Consider the following 12,341-nt stretch of genomic DNA (forward strand, 5'->3'; position numbering starts at 1 on the left):
TTGGCCCGTCTATAGAATTGCGCCTCCTTTTAACGGGCGTATTGCGCTCGGTGGGAAGTAGCCTGGAGTCTGAAATCCAATGCAAAATCAGCAAATCCGTATCAGGTTGAAGGCTTTTGACCATCGCCTGATCGACCAATCAACCCAGGAAATCGTGGAAACCGCGAAACGTACTGGTGCTCAAGTGCGTGGTCCAATTCCACTGCCTACCCGTAAAGAGCGGTTCACCGTTCTGGTCTCCCCGCACGTCAACAAAGACGCGCGCGACCAGTACGAGATCCGTACTCATAAGCGTGTTCTGGACATCGTCCAGCCAACGGATAAAACCGTTGATGCACTTATGAAGCTTGATCTTGCGGCCGGTGTGGAAGTGCAGATCAGCCTCGGCTAAGACTTGGGTCTTAGTCGTGTAACGCTCTGAAATGGGCGGCCATAGCGGGTGAAAGCCCCGTACACTCATGAGGTTTACAACATGACTATTGGTGTAGTCGGTCGTAAATGCGGTATGACCCGTATTTTCACCGAAGAAGGTGTCTCCATTCCGGTTACGGTCATTGAGATCGAGCCGAATCGCGTCACCCAGTTCAAAACCGAAGAAACTGATGGCTACCGTGCAGTGCAAGTCACTGTCGGTGAGCGTCGTGCTTCGCGTGTGACTGCTGCTCAAGCTGGTCACTTCGCTAAGGCGAACGTTGCCGCAGGTCGCGGTGTTTGGGAATTCCGTCTTGAAGAAGGCGATTACCAGGCTGGCGATCTGATCAATGCTGAAATCTTCGCTGCTGGTCAGATGGTCGATGTGACCGGTCAGTCCAAAGGTAAAGGTTTCCAGGGTACGATCAAGCGCCACAATTTCCGTGGTCAAGATAATACTCACGGTAACTCCGTCTCCCACCGCGTCCCGGGCTCTATCGGCCAGTGCCAGACTCCTGGTCGTGTATTCAAGGGCAAAAAAATGTCCGGTCATATGGGCGCTGAGCGCGTGACCGTGCAGTCCTTGGAAGTGGTGCGCGTGGACGCTGAACGCAATCTGTTGCTTGTCAAGGGTGCTGTTCCTGGCGCTACTGGCGGTAACCTGGTTGTACGTCCAGCAGCCAAGGCTCGCGGTTAAGGGGAAGCTGACATGCAATTAAATGTAAATGACGCTCAAGCGATCGAAGTTTCCGAACTGACGTTTGGCGGCGAATTCAACGAGACGCTGGTTCACCAAGCAGTCGTGGCCTACATGGCTGGCGGCCGTCAGGGTAGTAAACAGCAAAAGACCCGTTCCGACGTTTCTGGTGGCGGTAAGCGCCCTTGGCGTCAGAAGGGTACTGGCCGTGCTCGTGCCGGTACTATCCGTAGCCCGATTTGGCGTGGCGGTGGTACAACTTTCGCAGCTCGTCCACAAGACCACTCTCAGAAGCTCAACAAGAAGATGTATCGCGCAGCCTTGCGCTCCATCCTTGCTGAACTGGTTCGTACTGATCGTCTGGTCGTGGTTCAGGATTTCGCTGTTGAAGCACCGAAAACCAAAGACCTGCTGAATAAGCTGAATGACATGGGTCTGACTGATGTCTTGATCGTGTCTGACGCTGTTGACCAGAATCTGTACCTGGCTGCTCGCAACCTGCCCCACGTCGATGTACGTGATGTTCAAGGTTCCGATCCAGTTAGTCTGATCGCATACGACAAAGTGTTGATCACTGTGTCGGCCGTGAAGAAATTCGAGGAGCTGCTGGGATGAACCAGGAACGCGTATTTAAAGTTCTACTTGGCCCGCACGTTTCCGAGAAGGCCACGGTTCTGGCTGACAAGAAAGGCCAGTTCGTTTTCAAGGTTGCAACCGATGCAACCAAGCTGGAAATCAAGAAGGCCGTCGAAAGCCTGTTCAGCGTGAAAGTAGAGCGTGTTACTACCCTGAATGTTCTGGGTAAGAGCAAGCGCACTGCTCGCGGTCTGGGCAAGCGTAATGACTGGAAGAAGGCAGTTATCTCCCTTCAGCCAGGCCAAGATCTCGATTTCAGCAGCAGTGCTGAGTAAGGAAGGGGTGCATCATGGCAATCGTTAAATGCAAACCGACTTCCCCTGGCCGCCGTTTCGTGGTCAAGGTGGTCAACCAGGAGCTGCATAAAGGCGCTCCTCACGCACCGCTGCTCGAGAAAAAATCGAAGACTGGTGGTCGTAACAACAATGGCCGTATTACCACGCGTCACATTGGTGGTGGTCATAAGCAACACTATCGTTTGGTCGACTTCCGTCGCAACGACAAAGATGGCATCGCTGCCACTGTTGAGCGCATTGAATACGATCCAAACCGTACTGCTCACATTGCTCTGCTGCTGTACGCAGACGGTGAGCGTCGCTATATCATCGCGCCTAAAGGTGTGAGTGCTGGCGACCAGCTGATCGCAGGCGCATTGGCTCCAATCAAGCCGGGTAACGCTCTTCAACTGCGTAACATTCCAGTTGGTAGCACAATTCACGGTATCGAATTGAAGCCGGGCAAAGGTGCTCAGATCGCCCGTTCCGCTGGTGCTTCGGCTCAGCTGATTGCGCGTGAAGGCGTCTACGTGACTCTGCGTCTTCGCTCAGGTGAAATGCGTAAAGTTCTGGCTGAATGCCGTGCAACGCTGGGTGAGGTCTCGAACTCCGAGCACAGCCTGCGTTCCCTGGGTAAAGCTGGTGCTAAGCGCTGGCGTGGCGTTCGCCCAACCGTTCGTGGTGTTGCCATGAACCCGGTTGACCACCCACATGGTGGTGGTGAAGGTCGTACCTCTGGTGGTCGTCATCCGGTATCGCCGTGGGGCTTCCCGACTAAGGGCGCGAAGACTCGTGGTAATAAGCGTACCGACAAAATGATCGTCCGTCGTCGCAAGTAAATAGAGGGATACGACAGTGCCACGTTCTCTGAAAAAAGGTCCTTTTATTGATCTTCACCTACTGAAGAAGATCGAAGTGGCGGCGGAAAAGAACGATCGCAAGCCGGTGAAAACCTGGTCGCGTCGTTCAATGATCCTGCCACAAATGGTCGGTTTGACCATCGCTGTGCATAACGGTCGTCTTCATGTCCCAGTTCTCGTGAGCGAAGACATGGTCGGCCACAAACTAGGCGAGTTTGCCGGTACCCGCACATATCGTGGGCACGTGGCAGACAAGAAAGCCAAGCGTTAAGGGGTAAGGAACGATGGAAGTAGCCGCTAAGTTGTCGGGCGCTCGAATCTCCGCCCAGAAAGCCCGCTTGGTCGCCGACCAGATCCGCGGGAAGAAGGTGGGCGAAGCGCTCAACCTGTTGGCTTTCAGCAGTAAGAAAGCCGCCGAGATCCTGAAAAAAGTGCTGGAGTCGGCCGTAGCCAACGCCGAGCATAACGAAGGCGCAGACGTTGATGACCTTAAGGTCTCCACCGTTTTCGTCAACGAAGGGCGTTCGCTGAAGCGAATCATGCCACGTGCCAAAGGCCGTGCTGATCGCATCGTCAAGCGGTCTTGCCATATCACTGTCAAGGTTGCTGACAAGTAACGGAGTCGAAGAGATGGGTCAGAAAGTACATCCCATTGGCATTCGCCTGGGAATCGTCAAGGAGCACACCTCCGTCTGGTACGCAGACGGTCGGACTTATGCGGACTATTTGTTCGCTGATCTGAAGGTGCGCGAGTATCTCCAAGACAAATTAAAAAGCGCGTCCGTAAGCCGTATCGATATTCATCGTCCGGCGCAAACTGCACGTATCACCATCCACACCGCTCGTCCCGGCATCGTGATCGGCAAGAAAGGTGAAGATGTTGAGAAACTGCGTCAGGACCTGACCAAGCAAATGGGTGTGCCTGTGCACATCAATATCGAAGAGATCCGTAAGCCGGAGCTTGACGGTATGCTGGTTGCGCAGAGCGTAGCTCAGCAGCTGGAGCGTCGCGTAATGTTCCGTCGCGCTATGAAGCGCGCAGTACAGAACGCAATGCGCATTGGTGCCAAAGGCATCAAAATCCAAGTGAGCGGTCGTCTCGGCGGTGCTGAAATCGCACGTACTGAATGGTATCGCGAAGGGCGTGTGCCACTGCACACCCTGCGTGCCGACATCGACTATGCCAACTACGAAGCTCACACCACATACGGTGTGATCGGTGTAAAGGTTTGGATCTTCAAAGGCGAAGTAATTGGTGGTCGCCAAGAAGAGCTGAAACCACAAGCACCAGCGCCTCGTAAAAAAGCTGCTAAGTAAGGGGTACGCCAAATGTTGCAACCAAAGCGTACGAAGTTCCGCAAGCAGATGACTGGCCACAACCGTGGCTTGGCACTGCGCGGTAGCAAAGTCAGCTTCGGCGAATATGCGCTGAAGTCTGTTGCTCGTGGTCGTCTCACCGCTCGTCAGATTGAGTCAGCGCGTCGTGCTCTGACCCGTCACGTTAAGCGTGGCGGTAAAATCTGGATCCGTGTATTCCCGGACAAGCCTGTAACCAAAAAGCCACTCGAAGTTCGGATGGGTAAAGGTAAGGGTAACGTGGAGTACTGGGTTGCCCAGATCCAGCCAGGAAAAGTCCTGTATGAGATCGAGGGTGTGTCTGAAGAGTTGGCGCGTGAGGCTTTCGCCCTGGCTGCTGCAAAGCTGCCGCTCGCCACCTCCTTTGTTAAGCGGACGGTGATGTGATGAAAGCGAATGAACTTCGTGAAAAATCAGCACAGCAGCTGAACGAGCAACTGCTCGGCCTGCTGCGCGACCAGTTCAATCTGCGTATGCAGAAAGCAACTGGCCAGTTGGGGCAGTCTCACCTGCTCTCGCAAGTTAAGCGTGACATCGCTCGCGTGAAGACTGTGCTCAACCAGCAGGCAGGTAAGTAATCATGGCTGAAGCCGAAAAAACCGTCCGTACGCTGACTGGCCGTGTTGTCAGCGACAAGATGGACAAGACCATCACCGTTTTGATTGAGCGTCGCGTAAAGCACCCGATCTACGGTAAATACGTTAAGCGTTCGACTAAGCTGCACGCGCACGACGAAACCAATCAGTGCCACATCGGCGACAAGGTCACGATTCGTGAAACTCGTCCGATGGCCAAGACCAAATCTTGGGCGCTGGTTGATGTTCTCGAACGCGCTGTGGAAGTCTAAGGGCTAGGGGTCGGAGAAATTATATGATTCAGACTCAATCCATGCTCGATGTGGCCGATAACAGCGGCGCTCGCCGCGTTATGTGCATCAAGGTGCTTGGTGGCTCTCATCGTCGTTACGCTGGTATCGGTGACATCATCAAAGTAACCGTGAAAGAAGCAATTCCGCGCGGTAAGGTGAAGAAAGGTCAAGTGATGACTGCTGTTGTGGTCCGCACTCGCCATGGCGTTCGTCGTGCAGACGGCTCCATCATCCGCTTCGATGGCAACGCTGCTGTTCTTTTGAACAACAAGCAAGAGCCGATCGGCACCCGTATCTTTGGGCCAGTGACACGTGAACTTCGTACTGAGAAGTTCATGAAGATTGTCTCGCTCGCCCCAGAAGTGCTGTAAGGAGATCCGACATGCAAAAGATTCGTCGTGACGACGAGATCATCGTGATCGCCGGCAAAGACAAGGGTAAGCGCGGTAAGGTGCTCAAGGTTCTCGTCGACGACCGTTTGGTCGTTGGTGGGATCAACCTGGTGAAGCGCCATACTAAGCCTAATCCGGCTGCGGGCATTCAGGGCGGTATCATCGAAAAAGAAGCGCCATTGCACGCTTCTAACGTCGCCATTTTCAACGGCGCAACCAACAAGGCTGACCGCGTTGGTTTCAAAGTTGAAGAAGGCAAAAAAATTCGTGTCTTCAAGTCGACCCAAAAAGCGGTTGATGCTTGAACACTGCTAGGTAGAAGACCATGGCACGACTAAAAGAGATTTACCGGAAGGAAATCGCTCCGAAGCTTAAGGAAGAACTTAAGCTCGCGAACGTGATGGAAGTTCCGCGCGTTACCAAAATCACCCTGAACATGGGCTTGGGCGAAGCGATCGGCGACAAAAAAGTCATCGAACACGCTGTAGCTGATTTGGAAAAGATCACCGGTCAAAAAGTTGTTGTGACTTATGCACGGAAATCCATCGCAGGCTTTAAAGTCCGCGAAGGTTGGCCGATCGGCGTTAAAGTCACTCTGCGTCGCGACCGCATGTATGAATTCCTGGATCGTCTGCTATCGATCTCCCTGCCTCGGGTTCGCGACTTCCGCGGCCTGAATGCCAAGTCCTTTGATGGTCGTGGTAACTACAGCATGGGCGTGAAAGAGCAGATCATTTTCCCGGAAATTGATTACGACAAGATCGATGCTCTGCGCGGTCTGGACATTACCCTGACCACCACTGCTCGTACGGACGACGAAGGTCGCGCATTGCTGCGCGCTTTCAAGTTCCCGTTCCGCAACTGATTGGAGTAGTTACCATGGCCAAGACGAGCATGAAAAACCGCGAGCTTAAGCGTCAGCTTACGGTCGCAAAGTACGCCAAGAAGCGTGCAGAGTTGAAAGCAATCATCGTTGATCTGAACGCAAGTCCAGAAGCACGTTGGGAAGCTCAGGTAGCTCTGCAGAAGCAACCACGTGACGCAAGTGCTGCTCGCATGCGTAACCGTTGCCGCCTGACTGGTCGTCCGCATGGCGTATACCGCAAGTTCGGCCTCGGCCGTAACATGCTGCGCCAGGCAGCAATGCGTGGTGACGTACCAGGTCTGGTTAAAGCCAGCTGGTAAGGCGTAATTCTTGGGTTTCGGCCTCTGGTTCCTAAAGAAACCGGTTGCTGTAACCCTTGAATCTGAATCAGGCCCCTTTTGGGGCTTGATTCATTTCTGGGGTGCGTCTAGAATTGCCGGCTCGCCAGAGCCCGTGTCTTCACGTGGCCAGCATTTTTCGGCGAAAAGCTGTAGCCGCAAGGCTAATTATTTTTGTATCAGGAGCGTCTAGCCCATGAGTATGCAGGACCCGTTAGCGGACATGCTAACTCGTATCCGTAATGCCCAGATGGCTGAAAAGCCCGTCGTAAGCATGCCATCTTCCACGTTGAAGGTAGCTGTAGCTAAAGTCTTGAAAGACGAAGGTTACATTGCGGGTTATCAGATCAGCAGCGAAATCAAACCGTTGCTATCCATCGAGCTGAAATACTTCGAAGGCCGTCCAGTCATCGAAGAAGTGAAGCGCGTTAGCCGTCCAGGCCTGCGTCAGTACAAGTCCGTTGAGGAATTGCCAAAAGTTCGTGGCGGCCTCGGTGTGTCTATCGTCTCCACCAACAAAGGTGTGATGACGGATCGTGCTGCGCGCGCTGCCGGTGTCGGCGGCGAAGTTCTTTGCACTGTGTTCTAAGGGGGGATAAGCATGTCACGCGTAGCTAAGAACCCCGTTAAGTTGCCATCAGGCGTCGAAGTCAAGCTCGTCGGCCAGCAACTTTCGGTGAAGGGTGCCAAGGGCACTCTCGACCTGAACATTCATTCGTCCGTTGAGATTGTTGAAGAAGCTGGTGAGCTGCGTTTTGCTGCTCGCAATGGCGATCAGCAAACTCGCGCAATGGCCGGTACCACTCGTGCGTTGGTAAACAACATGGTCCAAGGCGTAAGCCAAGGCTTCGAGCGTAAGCTCCAGCTGGTCGGTGTTGGTTACAAAGCGCAAGCTAAAGGCACGGTGCTGAACCTGGCTCTTGGCTTCTCGCACCCAGTGGATTACGAATTGCCGGAAGGCATCACCGCTGAGACGCCCAACCAAACTGATATCTTCATCCGAGGTATCGACAAGCAGTTGGTTGGTCAAGTGGCCGCTGAGATCCGCGACTTCCGCCGTCCTGAGCCTTACAAAGGCAAAGGCGTGCGTTACGCAGACGAAGTCGTCCGTCGTAAAGAAGCCAAGAAGAAGTAGGGCATAGCAAATGACCGTCAAAAAAGTTACCCGACTGCGTCGCGCTCGCAAAGCACGCCTGAAAATGCACGAGCTCGAAGTCGTGCGTCTCTGCGTGTACCGCTCTTCGCAGCACATTTATGCCCAGGTCATTTCGGCCGACGGCAGCAAAGTCTTGGCGAATGCTTCGACTTTGGACAAAGAACTGCGTGATGGTGCCACTGGCAACATCGACGCGGCCACTAAGGTTGGCCAGCTGATTGCTGAGCGTGCGAAAGCCGCCGGTGTATCGCAAGTGGCTTTCGACCGTTCTGGCTTCAAGTACCACGGCCGCGTCAAGGCGCTGGCTGATGCTGCTCGTGAAGGCGGGCTGGAGTTCTAAGTTATGTCAAATAACGACCAAAAACGCGACGAAGGTTACATCGAGAAGCTGGTTCAAGTTAATCGTGTAGCCAAGACCGTCAAAGGCGGCCGTATCTTCACTTTCACCGCGTTGACCGTGGTAGGTGATGGCAAGGGCCGTGTTGGCTTCGGCCGTGGCAAGTCACGTGAAGTGCCTGCTGCGATCCAGAAGGCAATGGAAGCTGCACGCCGCAACATGATTCAGGTTGATCTGAATGGCACCACTCTTCAGTACGCAATGAAGTCTGCCCATGGCGCCTCCAAGGTGTACATGCAGCCTGCATCTGAAGGTACTGGCATCATCGCTGGCGGCGCAATGCGCGCAGTGCTGGAAGTTGCTGGCGTTCAAAACGTTCTAGCCAAGTGCTACGGTTCGACTAACCCGGTAAACGTGGTTCACGCTACGTTCAAGGGTTTGAAAGCCATGCAGTCTCCTGAGTCCATTGCTGCCAAGCGCGGCTTGAACGTCAAGGAGATCTTCTGATCATGGCTACCGTTAAAGTCACACTGATCAAAAGCATGACCGGCCGCATCCCTAACCACAAACTTTGTGTTAAGGGTTTGGGTCTGCGTCGCATCGGTCACACTGTAGAAGTTGTTGATACTCCTGAGAATCGCGGGATGATCAACAAGGCTTACTACATGCTGCGAGTCGAGGGTTAATCGATGAAACTCAATGATCTGAGTCCTGCGCCGGGTTCCCGTCGCGAGAAGCATCGTCCGGGCCGTGGTATCGGTAGCGGTTTGGGTAAGACTGGTGGCCGTGGCCACAAAGGTCAAAGCTCCCGTTCCGGTGGCACCATTGCTCCGGGTTTCGAAGGCGGCCAACAGCCGTTGCATCGTCGTCTGCCAAAGTTTGGTTTCGTCTCTTTGAAAGCTATGGATCGTGCAGAAGTCCGCACTTCCGAGTTGGCTAAAGTTGAAGGCGTTATCACTGTGCAGTCGTTGAAGGATGCCAACGTGATCAACCAAAACGTTCAGCGTGTGAAAATCATGCTGTCCGGTGAGGTTACTCGCGCAGTCACCCTAAAAGGTATCGCAGCCACCAAAGGTGCGCGTGCGGCTATCGAAGCAGCTGGCGGCAAGTTCGAGGAATAAATGGCTAAGCAAGGTGCTCTCTCAGCGCTCAGCAAAGGCGGGTTGTCCGAACTCTGGGCCCGGCTGCGTTTCCTGTTCCTGGCGATTATCGTCTATCGGATAGGTGCGCACATCCCAGTTCCAGGTATCAATCCGGACCGGCTGGCAGAACTGTTTCGACAGAATGAGGGGACCATTCTTAGCTTGTTCAACATGTTTTCAGGCGGTGCGCTGGAGCGAATGAGCATATTTGCATTGGGGATCATGCCGTACATTTCGGCGTCGATCATCATGCAGCTCATGACCGCTGTCAGCCCACAGCTGGAGCAGTTGAAGAAGGAAGGTGAAGCTGGTCGTCGCAAGATTAGCCAGTACACCCGCTATGGCACCGTGATCCTGGCGCTGGTTCAAGCCATTGGCATGTCCATTGGCTTGGCCGGTCAGGGCGTTGCGTTCTCTGCAGACCTAGGCTTCCATTTTGTCGCAGTCACCACCTTTGTAGCCGGTGCGCTGTTCATGATGTGGCTTGGCGAGCAGATTACCGAGCGCGGTGTTGGTAACGGTATCTCGATGTTGATTTTTTCGGGTATCGTCGCCGGTCTTCCGAGAGCAATAGGGCAGTCTTTCGAGTCTGCACGTCAGGGCGATATCAATATCTTCGCTTTGGTCGCTATCGGTTTGTTGGCAGTGGCGATTATCGGTTTCGTGGTGTTCATCGAGCGTGGTCAGCGTCGTATTGCTGTTCACTACGCTAAGCGTCAGCAGGGCCGTAAGGTTTTTGCTGCGCAGACGAGCCATCTACCGTTGAAGGTGAATATGGCTGGCGTAATTCCAGCTATTTTCGCGAGCAGCATTTTGCTGTTCCCTGCTTCGTTAGGTGCCTGGTTTGGTCAGTCTGAAGGTATGGGCTGGTTGCAGGACATCTCGCAGTCGATCGCTCCTGGTCAGCCGTTGAATATTCTGCTGTTTAGTGCAGGGATTATTTTCTTCTGCTTCTTCTATACGGCGTTGATGTTCAATCCGAAAGACGTAGCGGAAAACCTGAAGAAGTCCGGTGCCTTTATTCCGGGTATCCGTCCTGGTGAACAGTCTGCACGCTACATTGATGGTGTGCTAACGCGTTTGACCATGTTCGGTGCTCTCTATATGACGGCCGTGTGCTTGCTTCCCCAGTTCCTGGTGGTTGCAGCAAACGTACCGTTCTACCTTGGCGGGACCTCGTTGCTGATCGTGGTCGTGGTTGTGATGGACTTTATGTCGCAAGTGCAATCTCACCTCGTTTCGCACCAGTACGAATCCCTGATGAAGAAAGCCAACCTGAAGGGTTACGGCAGCGGCATGTTGCGCTGAGGTACCCATAAGGTTCGAGGAGTTGGTGATGAAAGTTCGTGCATCGGTGAAAAAGCTGTGCCGTAACTGCAAGATTATTCGCCGCGAAGGTGTTGTTCGAGTAATTTGCAGCGCGGAACCACGTCACAAACAGCGCCAAGGCTGAGTGTGATCTGTGCTTAAGCCCAGCAGCTAGTGCGCTGCTGGGTTGATTATTTGTTATTACAGCGATATTATCTCGCGCCCTATTTCTTGGCTTCCGGGGCGTAGGTAGCTGTCAATTGGAGTCCCACTGAATGGCCCGTATTGCAGGCGTTAACATTCCAGATAACAAGCATACTGTTATCTCGCTGACCTACATCTATGGTGTTGGTCGCACCACTGCACAGAATATCTGTGCAACCACTGGGGTTAACCCAGCGGCGAAGATCAAAGATCTGAGCGACGAGCAGATTGAACAGCTGCGTGGCGAAGTGGCGAAGTTCACCACTGAAGGTGACCTGCGTCGCGAAATCAACATGAAAATCAAGCGCTTGATGGATTTGGGCTGCTACCGCGGTCTGCGCCATCGTCGTGGTCTTCCAGTACGCGGTCAGCGTACCAAGACCAACGCGCGTACTCGCAAAGGTCCGCGTAAGCCGATCCGCAAGTAATCGCACCAGCGCATCGACAGGAATTTAGTCATGGCAAAACCTGCTGCTCGTCCTCGTAAAAAAGTTAAAAAGACAGTGGTTGATGGCATCGCCCACATCCACGCGTCGTTTAACAACACAATCGTCACCATCACCGATCGTCAAGGTAACGCGCTTTCTTGGGCTACCTCCGGCGGCTCGGGTTTCCGCGGTTCACGCAAGTCCACCCCGTTTGCTGCTCAAGTAGCTGCTGAACGTGCTGGTCAAGCTGCGCTGGAATACGGTCTGAAGAACCTCGACGTTAACGTCAAAGGTCCAGGCCCAGGTCGTGAGTCCGCTGTCCGTGCTTTGAACGGCTGTGGCTATAAGATCGCCAGCATCACCGACGTGACGCCAATCCCGCACAACGGGTGCCGTCCGCCGAAGAAGCGCCGCGTGTAATCCAGGAGACTGTAAGAAATGGCTCGTTACATTGGTCCAAAATGCAAACTTGCTCGTCGTGAAGGCACCGATCTCTTTTTGAAGAGCGGCGTTCGCGCTATCGAATCCAAGTGCAACATCGAAGCAGCTCCGGGCATCCACGGCCAACGCCGCGGTCGCCAGTCCGATTACGGTACTCAGCTGCGTGAAAAGCAGAAGGTTCGTCGTATCTACGGCGTTCTCGAGCGTCAATTCAGCGGTTACTACAAAGAAGCTGCCGGCAAGAAAGGCGCTACTGGTGAGAACCTGCTGCAACTGCTCGAATGCCGTCTGGACAACGTCGTATACCGTATGGGTTTTGGCTCTACTCGTGCCGAATCCCGTCAGCTGGTATCGCACAAGTCGGTTAGCGTAAACGGCAAAACCGTTAACGTTCCTTCCTACCAGGTTCGTGCTGGTGACGTGGTAGCTATTCGCGAAAAGGCGAAGAACCAACTGCGTATTGTGCAGGCTCTCGATCTGTGTGCCCAACGTGGCCGCGTAGAATGGGTAGAAGTAGACACTGAGAAAAAATCTGGCGTCTTCAAAAACGTTCCAGCTCGCAGTGATCTGTCCGCCGACATCAACGAAAGCCTGATTGTCGAGCTCTACTCCAAGTAAGGGCTAGAA

26 protein-coding genes are annotated in these 12,341 nt (G+C 53.7%); all 26 read left to right on the plus strand.

Annotated elements, in window-relative coordinates; genetic code table 11:
- Positions 1 to 79: 79 nt before the first annotated feature.
- The 26 genes from rpsJ to rpsD all read left to right on the plus strand — a co-directional run bounded on the left by rpsJ (position 80) and on the right by rpsD (position 12,332).
- Positions 80 to 391 (plus strand): 30S ribosomal protein S10, encoded by a 312-nt coding sequence (rpsJ, locus tag ACWKV9_RS21300; protein WP_003186070.1) that lies wholly within the window; start codon positions 80 to 82, stop codon positions 389 to 391.
- A gap of 81 nt (positions 392 to 472) precedes the next feature.
- Positions 473 to 1,108 carry a 50S ribosomal protein L3 gene (gene rplC / locus ACWKV9_RS21305; RefSeq protein ID WP_268798241.1) on the plus strand — a complete coding sequence of 212 codons (636 nt, stop codon included), beginning with the start codon at positions 473 to 475 and terminating at the stop codon, positions 1,106 to 1,108.
- 12 nt (positions 1,109 to 1,120) lie between these two features.
- Entirely contained in the window at positions 1,121 to 1,723 is a 603-nt protein-coding gene (rplD, locus tag ACWKV9_RS21310; RefSeq protein WP_483838101.1) for a 50S ribosomal protein L4, read from the plus strand.
- Positions 1,720 to 2,019: a 50S ribosomal protein L23 gene (gene rplW, locus ACWKV9_RS21315; RefSeq protein WP_002555488.1), complete on the plus strand. Its 300-nt coding sequence runs from the start codon at positions 1,720 to 1,722 to the stop codon at positions 2,017 to 2,019. The genes rplD and rplW overlap by 4 nt, the downstream gene beginning before the upstream one ends.
- 14 nt (positions 2,020 to 2,033) lie before the next feature.
- The gene (gene rplB / locus ACWKV9_RS21320) at positions 2,034 to 2,858 is read left to right on the plus strand and encodes a 50S ribosomal protein L2 (RefSeq protein WP_483838102.1); all 825 of its coding nucleotides are present in this window, start codon (positions 2,034 to 2,036) and stop codon (positions 2,856 to 2,858) included.
- A gap of 16 nt (positions 2,859 to 2,874) precedes the next feature.
- Positions 2,875 to 3,150, plus strand: a complete 276-nt coding sequence (rpsS, locus tag ACWKV9_RS21325; RefSeq protein ID WP_426143576.1) for a 30S ribosomal protein S19 — start codon at positions 2,875 to 2,877, stop codon at positions 3,148 to 3,150.
- A gap of 13 nt (positions 3,151 to 3,163) precedes the next feature.
- Positions 3,164 to 3,496: a 50S ribosomal protein L22 gene (gene rplV / locus ACWKV9_RS21330; RefSeq protein ID WP_002555485.1), complete on the plus strand. Its 333-nt coding sequence runs from the start codon at positions 3,164 to 3,166 to the stop codon at positions 3,494 to 3,496.
- A 13-nt stretch (positions 3,497 to 3,509) separates the two neighbouring features.
- Positions 3,510 to 4,196 (plus strand): 30S ribosomal protein S3, encoded by a 687-nt coding sequence (gene rpsC / locus ACWKV9_RS21335; RefSeq protein WP_003176422.1) that lies wholly within the window; start codon positions 3,510 to 3,512, stop codon positions 4,194 to 4,196.
- Positions 4,197 to 4,208: 12 nt separating this feature from the next.
- Positions 4,209 to 4,622: a 50S ribosomal protein L16 gene (gene rplP, locus ACWKV9_RS21340; protein WP_027898303.1), complete on the plus strand. Its 414-nt coding sequence runs from the start codon at positions 4,209 to 4,211 to the stop codon at positions 4,620 to 4,622.
- Positions 4,622 to 4,813: a 50S ribosomal protein L29 gene (gene rpmC, locus ACWKV9_RS21345; RefSeq protein WP_002555481.1), complete on the plus strand. Its 192-nt coding sequence runs from the start codon at positions 4,622 to 4,624 to the stop codon at positions 4,811 to 4,813. Before rplP ends, rpmC begins: the two co-directional genes overlap by 1 nt.
- Positions 4,814 to 4,815: 2 nt before the next feature.
- Positions 4,816 to 5,082, plus strand: a complete 267-nt coding sequence (gene rpsQ, locus ACWKV9_RS21350) for a 30S ribosomal protein S17 (RefSeq protein ID WP_003194644.1) — start codon at positions 4,816 to 4,818, stop codon at positions 5,080 to 5,082.
- A 23-nt stretch (positions 5,083 to 5,105) separates the two neighbouring features.
- Entirely contained in the window at positions 5,106 to 5,474 is a 369-nt protein-coding gene (rplN, locus tag ACWKV9_RS21355) for a 50S ribosomal protein L14 (protein ID WP_002555479.1), read from the plus strand.
- Between the two features lie 11 nt (positions 5,475 to 5,485).
- A complete protein-coding gene (gene rplX, locus ACWKV9_RS21360) occupies positions 5,486 to 5,800 on the plus strand; it encodes a 50S ribosomal protein L24 (RefSeq protein ID WP_483838103.1) in 315 nt (104 codons plus the stop codon).
- A 20-nt stretch (positions 5,801 to 5,820) separates the two neighbouring features.
- Positions 5,821 to 6,360: a 50S ribosomal protein L5 gene (gene rplE / locus ACWKV9_RS21365; RefSeq protein WP_397451125.1), complete on the plus strand. Its 540-nt coding sequence runs from the start codon at positions 5,821 to 5,823 to the stop codon at positions 6,358 to 6,360.
- 14 nt (positions 6,361 to 6,374) lie between these two features.
- A complete protein-coding gene (gene rpsN / locus ACWKV9_RS21370) occupies positions 6,375 to 6,680 on the plus strand; it encodes a 30S ribosomal protein S14 (RefSeq protein ID WP_483838104.1) in 306 nt (101 codons plus the stop codon).
- 214 nt (positions 6,681 to 6,894) lie between these two features.
- Positions 6,895 to 7,287, plus strand: coding sequence for a 30S ribosomal protein S8 (rpsH, locus tag ACWKV9_RS21375; RefSeq protein WP_349802591.1), 393 nt, complete (start codon positions 6,895 to 6,897; stop codon positions 7,285 to 7,287).
- 12 nt (positions 7,288 to 7,299) lie between these two features.
- On the plus strand, positions 7,300 to 7,833 hold the full coding sequence (gene rplF, locus ACWKV9_RS21380; protein WP_032626504.1) for a 50S ribosomal protein L6: 534 nt from the start codon (positions 7,300 to 7,302) through the stop codon (positions 7,831 to 7,833).
- A 10-nt stretch (positions 7,834 to 7,843) separates the two neighbouring features.
- Positions 7,844 to 8,194: a 50S ribosomal protein L18 gene (gene rplR / locus ACWKV9_RS21385; protein WP_037017727.1), complete on the plus strand. Its 351-nt coding sequence runs from the start codon at positions 7,844 to 7,846 to the stop codon at positions 8,192 to 8,194.
- Positions 8,195 to 8,197: 3 nt separating this feature from the next.
- Complete coding sequence (gene rpsE, locus ACWKV9_RS21390) at positions 8,198 to 8,698, plus strand: 30S ribosomal protein S5 (protein ID WP_093514287.1); 501 nt, start codon at positions 8,198 to 8,200, stop codon at positions 8,696 to 8,698.
- Between the two features lie 2 nt (positions 8,699 to 8,700).
- Positions 8,701 to 8,877 carry a 50S ribosomal protein L30 gene (rpmD, locus tag ACWKV9_RS21395; RefSeq protein WP_028621547.1) on the plus strand — a complete coding sequence of 59 codons (177 nt, stop codon included), beginning with the start codon at positions 8,701 to 8,703 and terminating at the stop codon, positions 8,875 to 8,877.
- Between the two features lie 3 nt (positions 8,878 to 8,880).
- Entirely contained in the window at positions 8,881 to 9,312 is a 432-nt protein-coding gene (gene rplO, locus ACWKV9_RS21400; RefSeq protein ID WP_483838105.1) for a 50S ribosomal protein L15, read from the plus strand.
- Complete coding sequence (secY, locus tag ACWKV9_RS21405; protein ID WP_483838106.1) at positions 9,313 to 10,641, plus strand: preprotein translocase subunit SecY; 1,329 nt, start codon at positions 9,313 to 9,315, stop codon at positions 10,639 to 10,641.
- 28 nt (positions 10,642 to 10,669) lie between these two features.
- Positions 10,670 to 10,786, plus strand: a complete 117-nt coding sequence (rpmJ, locus tag ACWKV9_RS21410; protein WP_002555468.1) for a 50S ribosomal protein L36 — start codon at positions 10,670 to 10,672, stop codon at positions 10,784 to 10,786.
- Positions 10,787 to 10,916: 130 nt separating this feature from the next.
- Complete coding sequence (rpsM, locus tag ACWKV9_RS21415) at positions 10,917 to 11,273, plus strand: 30S ribosomal protein S13 (protein WP_483838107.1); 357 nt, start codon at positions 10,917 to 10,919, stop codon at positions 11,271 to 11,273.
- 30 nt (positions 11,274 to 11,303) lie between these two features.
- A complete protein-coding gene (gene rpsK, locus ACWKV9_RS21420) occupies positions 11,304 to 11,693 on the plus strand; it encodes a 30S ribosomal protein S11 (RefSeq protein WP_002555466.1) in 390 nt (129 codons plus the stop codon).
- An 18-nt stretch (positions 11,694 to 11,711) separates the two neighbouring features.
- Positions 11,712 to 12,332, plus strand: a complete 621-nt coding sequence (gene rpsD, locus ACWKV9_RS21425; RefSeq protein WP_002555465.1) for a 30S ribosomal protein S4 — start codon at positions 11,712 to 11,714, stop codon at positions 12,330 to 12,332.
- The last annotated feature ends 9 nt before the right edge of the window (positions 12,333 to 12,341 follow it).

Source organism: Pseudomonas corni, from assembly GCF_057128765.1.

Coding starts and splice junctions, on each gene's coding strand:
- rpsJ (WP_003186070.1), top strand. CDS start 80: ATGCAAAATCAGCAAATCCGTATCAGGTTGAAGGCTTTTGACCATCGC.
- rplC (WP_268798241.1), top strand. CDS start 473: ATGACTATTGGTGTAGTCGGTCGTAAATGCGGTATGACCCGTATTTTC.
- rplD (WP_483838101.1), top strand. CDS start 1,121: ATGCAATTAAATGTAAATGACGCTCAAGCGATCGAAGTTTCCGAACTG.
- rplW (WP_002555488.1), top strand. CDS start 1,720: ATGAACCAGGAACGCGTATTTAAAGTTCTACTTGGCCCGCACGTTTCC.
- rplB (WP_483838102.1), top strand. CDS start 2,034: ATGGCAATCGTTAAATGCAAACCGACTTCCCCTGGCCGCCGTTTCGTG.
- rplV (WP_002555485.1), top strand. CDS start 3,164: ATGGAAGTAGCCGCTAAGTTGTCGGGCGCTCGAATCTCCGCCCAGAAA.
- rpsC (WP_003176422.1), top strand. CDS start 3,510: ATGGGTCAGAAAGTACATCCCATTGGCATTCGCCTGGGAATCGTCAAG.
- rplP (WP_027898303.1), top strand. CDS start 4,209: ATGTTGCAACCAAAGCGTACGAAGTTCCGCAAGCAGATGACTGGCCAC.
- rpmC (WP_002555481.1), top strand. CDS start 4,622: ATGAAAGCGAATGAACTTCGTGAAAAATCAGCACAGCAGCTGAACGAG.
- rpsQ (WP_003194644.1), top strand. CDS start 4,816: ATGGCTGAAGCCGAAAAAACCGTCCGTACGCTGACTGGCCGTGTTGTC.
- rplN (WP_002555479.1), top strand. CDS start 5,106: ATGATTCAGACTCAATCCATGCTCGATGTGGCCGATAACAGCGGCGCT.
- rplX (WP_483838103.1), top strand. CDS start 5,486: ATGCAAAAGATTCGTCGTGACGACGAGATCATCGTGATCGCCGGCAAA.
- rplE (WP_397451125.1), top strand. CDS start 5,821: ATGGCACGACTAAAAGAGATTTACCGGAAGGAAATCGCTCCGAAGCTT.
- rpsN (WP_483838104.1), top strand. CDS start 6,375: ATGGCCAAGACGAGCATGAAAAACCGCGAGCTTAAGCGTCAGCTTACG.
- rpsH (WP_349802591.1), top strand. CDS start 6,895: ATGAGTATGCAGGACCCGTTAGCGGACATGCTAACTCGTATCCGTAAT.
- rplF (WP_032626504.1), top strand. CDS start 7,300: ATGTCACGCGTAGCTAAGAACCCCGTTAAGTTGCCATCAGGCGTCGAA.
- rplR (WP_037017727.1), top strand. CDS start 7,844: ATGACCGTCAAAAAAGTTACCCGACTGCGTCGCGCTCGCAAAGCACGC.
- rpsE (WP_093514287.1), top strand. CDS start 8,198: ATGTCAAATAACGACCAAAAACGCGACGAAGGTTACATCGAGAAGCTG.
- rpmD (WP_028621547.1), top strand. CDS start 8,701: ATGGCTACCGTTAAAGTCACACTGATCAAAAGCATGACCGGCCGCATC.
- rplO (WP_483838105.1), top strand. CDS start 8,881: ATGAAACTCAATGATCTGAGTCCTGCGCCGGGTTCCCGTCGCGAGAAG.
- secY (WP_483838106.1), top strand. CDS start 9,313: ATGGCTAAGCAAGGTGCTCTCTCAGCGCTCAGCAAAGGCGGGTTGTCC.
- rpmJ (WP_002555468.1), top strand. CDS start 10,670: ATGAAAGTTCGTGCATCGGTGAAAAAGCTGTGCCGTAACTGCAAGATT.
- rpsM (WP_483838107.1), top strand. CDS start 10,917: ATGGCCCGTATTGCAGGCGTTAACATTCCAGATAACAAGCATACTGTT.
- rpsK (WP_002555466.1), top strand. CDS start 11,304: ATGGCAAAACCTGCTGCTCGTCCTCGTAAAAAAGTTAAAAAGACAGTG.
- rpsD (WP_002555465.1), top strand. CDS start 11,712: ATGGCTCGTTACATTGGTCCAAAATGCAAACTTGCTCGTCGTGAAGGC.